We start from the raw sequence: 5,872 nt of genomic DNA on the forward strand, positions 1-5,872 counted from the left end.
AGATCTATAATCTTTTTTAAGAGACTTAATCTGTGGGAACTAACACAAATTTTATGATTCACAACTGAATACTTTATTCCAATACTTCAAAATTGTAAGAACTACCACTCATTTAACAATGAATTCACGTTCAGTTTACTCAAAAGTATTAGAAATGTTGAATCACTACTTTAATTGATTCCGAACTTTTAGCGGTCGCAAACGCCTGATTCAATTCTTCAGGTGAATAAAAATGAGTTATCATATTCTTTTCAAGCGCTTCTAAAACCTTTTTGTTTTCCTGTAATAGTTTGATTGCAAGTTGAAAATTCCCACATCGAGAAGAACGAATCGACTTTCCAGAATTCAAAAATTCTAATATATTATTTTTTTCGGATTTTCCCTGAAAAAGGATAGCTCCTCTTGGACGTATCAGAGAATTTTCGTGACTTCGATTTGGACGAATCAAAAGATCAATCTCTTCGACGGTACCTGCAATTCCCAAATCGAAACGAGGAATTCGCCCTCGAAAGTCCTCGGTCAATAGTATTTTTTCGGCGTCTTCAATTTTACCATAATATACTTTGAAATGAGAAGGTAATATCATCTTTCCTGCATTAGGCGCTACATATATAGTACGATTTTCTTTTGCCCAATGAAAGTTCAAATTTTCATCGGTGAATTTTAAAAGACTAAGAGCCGGTCTCAAAACTGGTTGTACTTTTGAATCGTAATTATTTACTTGTGAAATGGACAAATATTATTCAGAGATACCGGATGGACTTTGGAAACAAATAGCCCCATTGATCCCGAAAGAAAAGGTAAATCCGAAAGGAGGTCGCAATCGAGTACCAACACGATTAGTAATGGCCGGTATCATCTATCGAATGAAAACAGGCTGTCAGTGGCGTGCCATTCCGAATGAGTTTGGATCTGGCCAAACTTGTCACAGAAGATTTCAAGAATGGGAACGAGCAGGAGTATTCAAAAAGATTTATAAATCTATTTTAAAATATTATGATGTAAAGAATCAGATAGCATGGGACTGGGCTTCGATGGATTCGGCAATGGTTAAAGCTCCCAAAGGGGGAGCTTAACTGGGAAAAACCCTACAGACCGTGCCAAATTGGGGGTTAAACGGCATATTCTTACAGATGGAAATGGAATTCCTTTGGCCATAACATTGAGTGGAGCCAATGTTCATGATAAACACGCTGTAAAAGATACGTTGAATTCAATCCTGATTTTTTCCGGTAGAAGAAAAAAGAAACCAAAACATCTTTGTTTAGATAAAGGATATGATTTCAAAGATATAGAAGTTTTAATCAAAAGAAGAAACATTCAATCTCATATTCGGAAAAAAGGTGAGAAGCCTCTCATTGGTAAATATAAAGGAAAACCTAGACGATGGGTCGTTGAAAGAACTAACAGTTGGCACAATCGATTCAGGGCTATCCTAATTCGTTGGGAAAGAAAATCTGAAAATTATCTTGCATCTCTTTATCTCGCAAGCTCTATCATTGCTTTTAACTTTTTTGATAGGTAGTTTTGAGACCGGCTCTTAGTCTTTTAAAATTCACCGATGAAAATTTGAACTTTCATTGGGCAAAAGAAAATCGTACTATATATGTAGCGCCTAATGCAGGAAAGATGATATTACCTTCTCATTTCAAAGTATATTATGGTAAAATTGAAGACGCCGAAAAAATACTATTGACCGAGGACTTTCGAGGGCGAATTCCTCGTTTCGATTTGGGAATTGCAGGTACCGTCGAAGAGATTGATCTTTTGATTCGTCCAAATCGAAGTCACGAAAATTCTCTGATACGTCCAAGAGGAGCTATCCTTTTTCAGGGAAAATCCGAAAAAAATAATATATTAGAATTTTTGAATTCTGGAAAGTCGATTCGTTCTTCTCGATGTGGGAATTTTCAACTTGCAATCAAACTATTACAGGAAAACAAAAAGGTTTTAGAAGCGCTTGAAAAGAATATGATAACTCATTTTTATTCACCTGAAGAATTGAATCAGGCGTTTGCGACCGCTAAAAGTTCGGAATCAATTAAAGTAGTGATTCAACATTTCTAATACTTTTGAGTAAACTGAACGTGAATTCATTGTTAAATGAGTGGTAGTTCTTACAATTTTGAAGTATTGGAATAAAGTATTCAGTTGTGAATCATAAAATTTGTGTTAGTTCCCACAGATTAAGTCTCTTAAAAAAGATTATAGATCTTAAAACCATCTTATCGTAGTTAAATGAGTGGTAGTTCCTACAATTTTGAAGTATTGGAATAAAGTATTCAGTTGTGAATCATAAAATTTGTGTTAGTTCCCACAGATTAAGTCTCTTAAAAAAAATTATAGACCTTAAAACCATCTTATTGTAGTTAAACGAATAGTAGTTCCTACAATCCTAAAGTTTTGGAATGAGCTAAAATTTTGAAGTTTTGGAAAGAATTAAGAGGTTCAAAAATAAAAAAACAGGAAAAATTGAATTAACCCATTTTTATTCTTTGATTAATCTCTCGATCGTTTTTTCGGAAAGTTGTTTCATCTGAACGTTTTTACCGCTGATCGTTTCCAAAGACTTGGAAAAATGATTTTGGTCTTTCAACATTCCGACGGAAAAAATATTTTCGGATTCTACTTCTAAGTTGCGAATTGCATCCGTAAGTTTGTTTTTCTTTTCTTGAATTTTTTCTTTTAAAGCGTTCTGATCGATTTCAGGATTTTCCGCAAGTTCTCTAAACAAAGGGGTTTCACCGAATAAAATATTGATCAGTTCGCTGTTAGGCGTATTTCCTTCGTTTAAAATACCTAGCTTCATTTGTTCGCGGGTAAATTCTCCCTGAAGGCTAGAAAGTGTTTCCTGAATTTTCAAATAACGAGACGTCAGTCCCGAAGAAAATTCTGTCTTGTCCAAACTTTCTTGCTCTACACGAGTAGAAGCGTTTCTAGCGGAAGAGCGTTTATCACGAATGAGTTTTTCCGCGGAATGGATCAGATTTGTGAGTGGAACTTCCATGTTCTTTCCTCCTCCTCAGAATTCAGATCCGGAAAAAATACTACTCAAAAGGAACTTCTTTCCGAAATACCCTATGTCGCATCAAAGATCTAACTTCTGGAGACAATCTATACTGAATATCGGACGGAACGTTGGAAAGAAATAAATTTTTTTTCCGAAATTATAAAAAAAATTAATTTTCTACTTAAGTTAAAAATCAATTTTAAAACGTAAGCGATTGAATATTCAATTCATTCAAGAACCGTAATTTTGAATTTATAAAGAACCTAAAGTTAGTTTGAAAACTATCGATTTATCATTTCTAAATAACGTGAGTTTGGTATAAGGAATCTGTTTCCTAAAATTTCGTTTTATTGTGAAAAATGGATGTGAGACTCTTACAAAACCTAAAAATTGCCGTCAATACTAAACTGTGGGAACTACCACAGATCAAAATATTACGAACAAGTTCTAAAAGTAATAGTTTCCGCACTTGAATACGAAAGGTTCAATTGTTATAAACTTCTATTTTTTAAATTGTGGTAGTTCCTACATTTAAGGAATTGATCTAGAATGTTCAGATTCCAGCTTTTTTCAGAATTATAGGTTCCTTACGTTAAATTCACATTATCCTTAAAGTAAAAATAATCACAAAACGAGACAATTTGTGGGAACTACCACAAATCGCGATTTTACAAATAAATTCTAGGAACTCATACTTTTAGAGAATTCGGATGAATGGTGAATCCGGGCCGGCCTCTTCTCTTTGGTTAATCAATTGTATGCAGTAAACATTATACAAACATGTTTCAATTGATTATAGAACGCGGTGCATTGAGTTTCCAGAGCGCCTCTGAAAACTCAAGCGAATGCCTCTCTAAGGATCGGCATTCAGGAGGCGTGCATTCATTAAGGGGTAAGATGCTGAGTTTGAAAAGAGTGTTCTACTGAGTTCCTCGCATCGATCCCTTTTACATTGAGAATTAAGTTCCTTATTAAAGGAAAAACCGGATTTCCTCCGGTTTTGAGTTTTATTTCCTTTTAAAAAGATTTCTGATACTGATCCAGATTTCAGGAAGATAAGCCCCGACTACGATCATACCCAAGCCGCTAAGAGTCCATTTTGTAATCAGAACGTTTTCCGTAAAACGAGTTAACCCCACGTTTAAAATACTAATGTACCAGCCGATCGTGATGAGAATCAGACCGAAAGTGTGAGGAATTACGTAATTTAAAATCGTATTCATTTTGATCCCTTTTGAATAAAATCTGTAATGAAGTAGATTTTGTAGGCAAAGCGAAAGGATTCAAGTGGTTTTCGGGTTGATTAGAATGTAGAGTCTCTGAAAGTTTTCGCTATGTCAGAAATTCAAAACTGGAACGAAGATGAGGAAGATTTTCCAATTCCCGTAAAAGAAACCGGAAAAACGGAATCTAGGCTTTCCGCATTGTTGTTCAATTTACTTACTCGTCATTCTCCGATGAGTTTTACTAAAATCCGTTCCTTACTTCCCGATCATTATCAAAATCTAGAAAATCCGGATTCGGATCGGAAAAAACTTTCCAGAGACATAGAAGAATTGGGAGAACTTGGTTTTTTGGTTCGTTCTACACAAGAGGGGTATATTCTCGATCGAAACGTATCCAATCGGGAATTAAAATTAGATAAAGAAGAATTGAGCGTGCTTGCGGAAACAATTCTTAGATCTTATCAAGAAACACCTTCTTTAGAATTGTATTCGTTGTCTCAGAAATTATTTGAAGGAAAACTAGACATTTATCCAGAACTAGAAACGGATTTGAAAACTCAAAAGAACTTGAGTCAGGTTGAGTCAAGTGCTTCGGAAGAACTTTTAAAAAAACTTTTGGAAGCACTGAAAATAAAATCCCCAGTTCAATTTTTATATTATAAAACTTTTCCGGAAGAAACCTATAAAGTAGAGGCGGATCCGATTCGATTGATTCGAAAAAATTCGGAAGACTATTATCTTTTAGCATATGATAGAAAGAAAAAGGAAAGAAGAAGATTTATTATTCCTAAAATCACAAAAGTAGAAACGATAGCTGAAAATCCACTCTATCAACCACAAGGACAGAAAAGGGAAAATTCTCAGGATTGGTTTTTGCATCCAACACTTTTTCAGGTTCATGAACCGATTGAAGTCGAACTCATTTGTGATCCTGAATTTTCGTATAAAGTGCGAAATTCAATATCAGAAATTCCTTATGAAGAATTTTCCAGAGGTTCGTTTCGATTTAAAGTTACAAATCAAGAAGGACTTTTCCCATTATTGATCGAAGCGAGAGATTCGATTCAAAAAATTTTACCTGAATCCGTAGCTGTTAACTTTCGAAGAAATGTTGAACAAATGGCAATTTATTATCGATCCTTTATAGAAAGTTAAAGTCGACGGAATCCAATATAAACAATCGCAGGAATTTTATTCCGTTTTTTAAATCTTATATTTGTAGGGAACGATGTTATTGTTTCATCTGGTTTAAAGTTGGATTGGACGAGGATTATTTTTACATTTCATTCCTATATGGTATTTTATTTTCTATACGTCTCTTTTTAAAATTCAATGAATGTGATCACGTTCAATTTAGAAAACAATCGACTTAAGGCTTTTCCTAAAAAATTGCAAGAATTAAAAATTTTAGAATTAGTTAATGTGAATTCGGCGTAAAAAAATCAGGGCGAATCCGGCTTGCCACAGGCAGCCGGACCGGACTCTTTAGCTCTGGTCAAGTTATTGTGAAACTACAGAATCAAAATCAATTTTCATAAAGTACCAATAACTTGAGTTTCCAACGCGACCTGTCGAACGACCCATGGGGAGTGAGACGCTGAGTTACTTCGAACGACCTAAAACGCGATCCGTAGAG

At 34.7% G+C, this 5,872-nt stretch carries 4 protein-coding genes and 3 pseudogenes; 4 read left to right on the plus strand and 3 right to left on the minus strand.

The features are described 5' to 3' along the window. Positions 1-148: 148 nt before the first annotated feature. Positions 149-679 (minus strand): annotated as a pseudogene (locus tag LEP1GSC049_RS209925) (hypothetical protein); the annotation flags it as partial. Between the two features lie 49 nt (positions 680-728). Here LEP1GSC049_RS209925 and LEP1GSC049_RS2000000227630 point away from each other — a divergent pair. Together LEP1GSC049_RS2000000227630 and LEP1GSC049_RS209915 are read left to right on the plus strand one after the other, a co-directional pair. Then, positions 729-1,525, plus strand: a protein-coding gene (locus tag LEP1GSC049_RS2000000227630) for an IS5 family transposase (RefSeq protein WP_162833666.1) whose coding sequence is annotated in 2 segments (ribosomal slippage) — positions 729-1,074 and positions 1,074-1,525 — 798 coding nt in all. Because the reading frame shifts where the segments join, the coding sequence is not laid out codon by codon here. 14 nt (positions 1,526-1,539) lie between these two features. Next, positions 1,540-2,067, plus strand: a pseudogene (locus tag LEP1GSC049_RS209915) (hypothetical protein); the annotation flags it as partial. 421 nt (positions 2,068-2,488) lie between these two features. Here LEP1GSC049_RS209915 and LEP1GSC049_RS209910 read toward each other — a convergent pair. Then, positions 2,489-3,007 carry an LIC10415 family protein gene (locus tag LEP1GSC049_RS209910; protein WP_004751425.1) on the minus strand — a complete coding sequence of 173 codons (519 nt, stop codon included), beginning with the start codon at positions 3,005-3,007 and terminating at the stop codon, positions 2,489-2,491. On the opposite strand from LEP1GSC049_RS209910, the pseudogene LEP1GSC049_RS2000000228560 reads away from it, so the two are divergent. Beyond that, positions 3,006-3,220 (plus strand): annotated as a pseudogene (locus tag LEP1GSC049_RS2000000228560) (hypothetical protein). The gene LEP1GSC049_RS209910 and the pseudogene LEP1GSC049_RS2000000228560 sit on opposite strands and share 2 nt — an antisense overlap. Before the next feature lie 797 nt (positions 3,221-4,017). Here the strand turns inward: LEP1GSC049_RS2000000228560 and LEP1GSC049_RS209905 are convergent. Beyond that, positions 4,018-4,233: a hypothetical protein gene (locus LEP1GSC049_RS209905; RefSeq protein WP_004751566.1), complete on the minus strand. Its 216-nt coding sequence runs from the start codon at positions 4,231-4,233 to the stop codon at positions 4,018-4,020. 111 nt (positions 4,234-4,344) lie between these two features. Between LEP1GSC049_RS209905 and LEP1GSC049_RS209900 the strand changes: the two genes are divergently transcribed. Beyond that, positions 4,345-5,391: a helix-turn-helix transcriptional regulator gene (locus tag LEP1GSC049_RS209900; RefSeq protein WP_004751621.1), complete on the plus strand. Its 1,047-nt coding sequence runs from the start codon at positions 4,345-4,347 to the stop codon at positions 5,389-5,391. The last annotated feature ends 481 nt before the right edge of the window (positions 5,392-5,872 follow it).

It is taken from the genome of Leptospira kirschneri serovar Cynopteri str. 3522 CT, from assembly GCF_000243695.2.
Classification (GTDB): Bacteria; Spirochaetota; Leptospiria; order Leptospirales; family Leptospiraceae; genus Leptospira; species Leptospira kirschneri.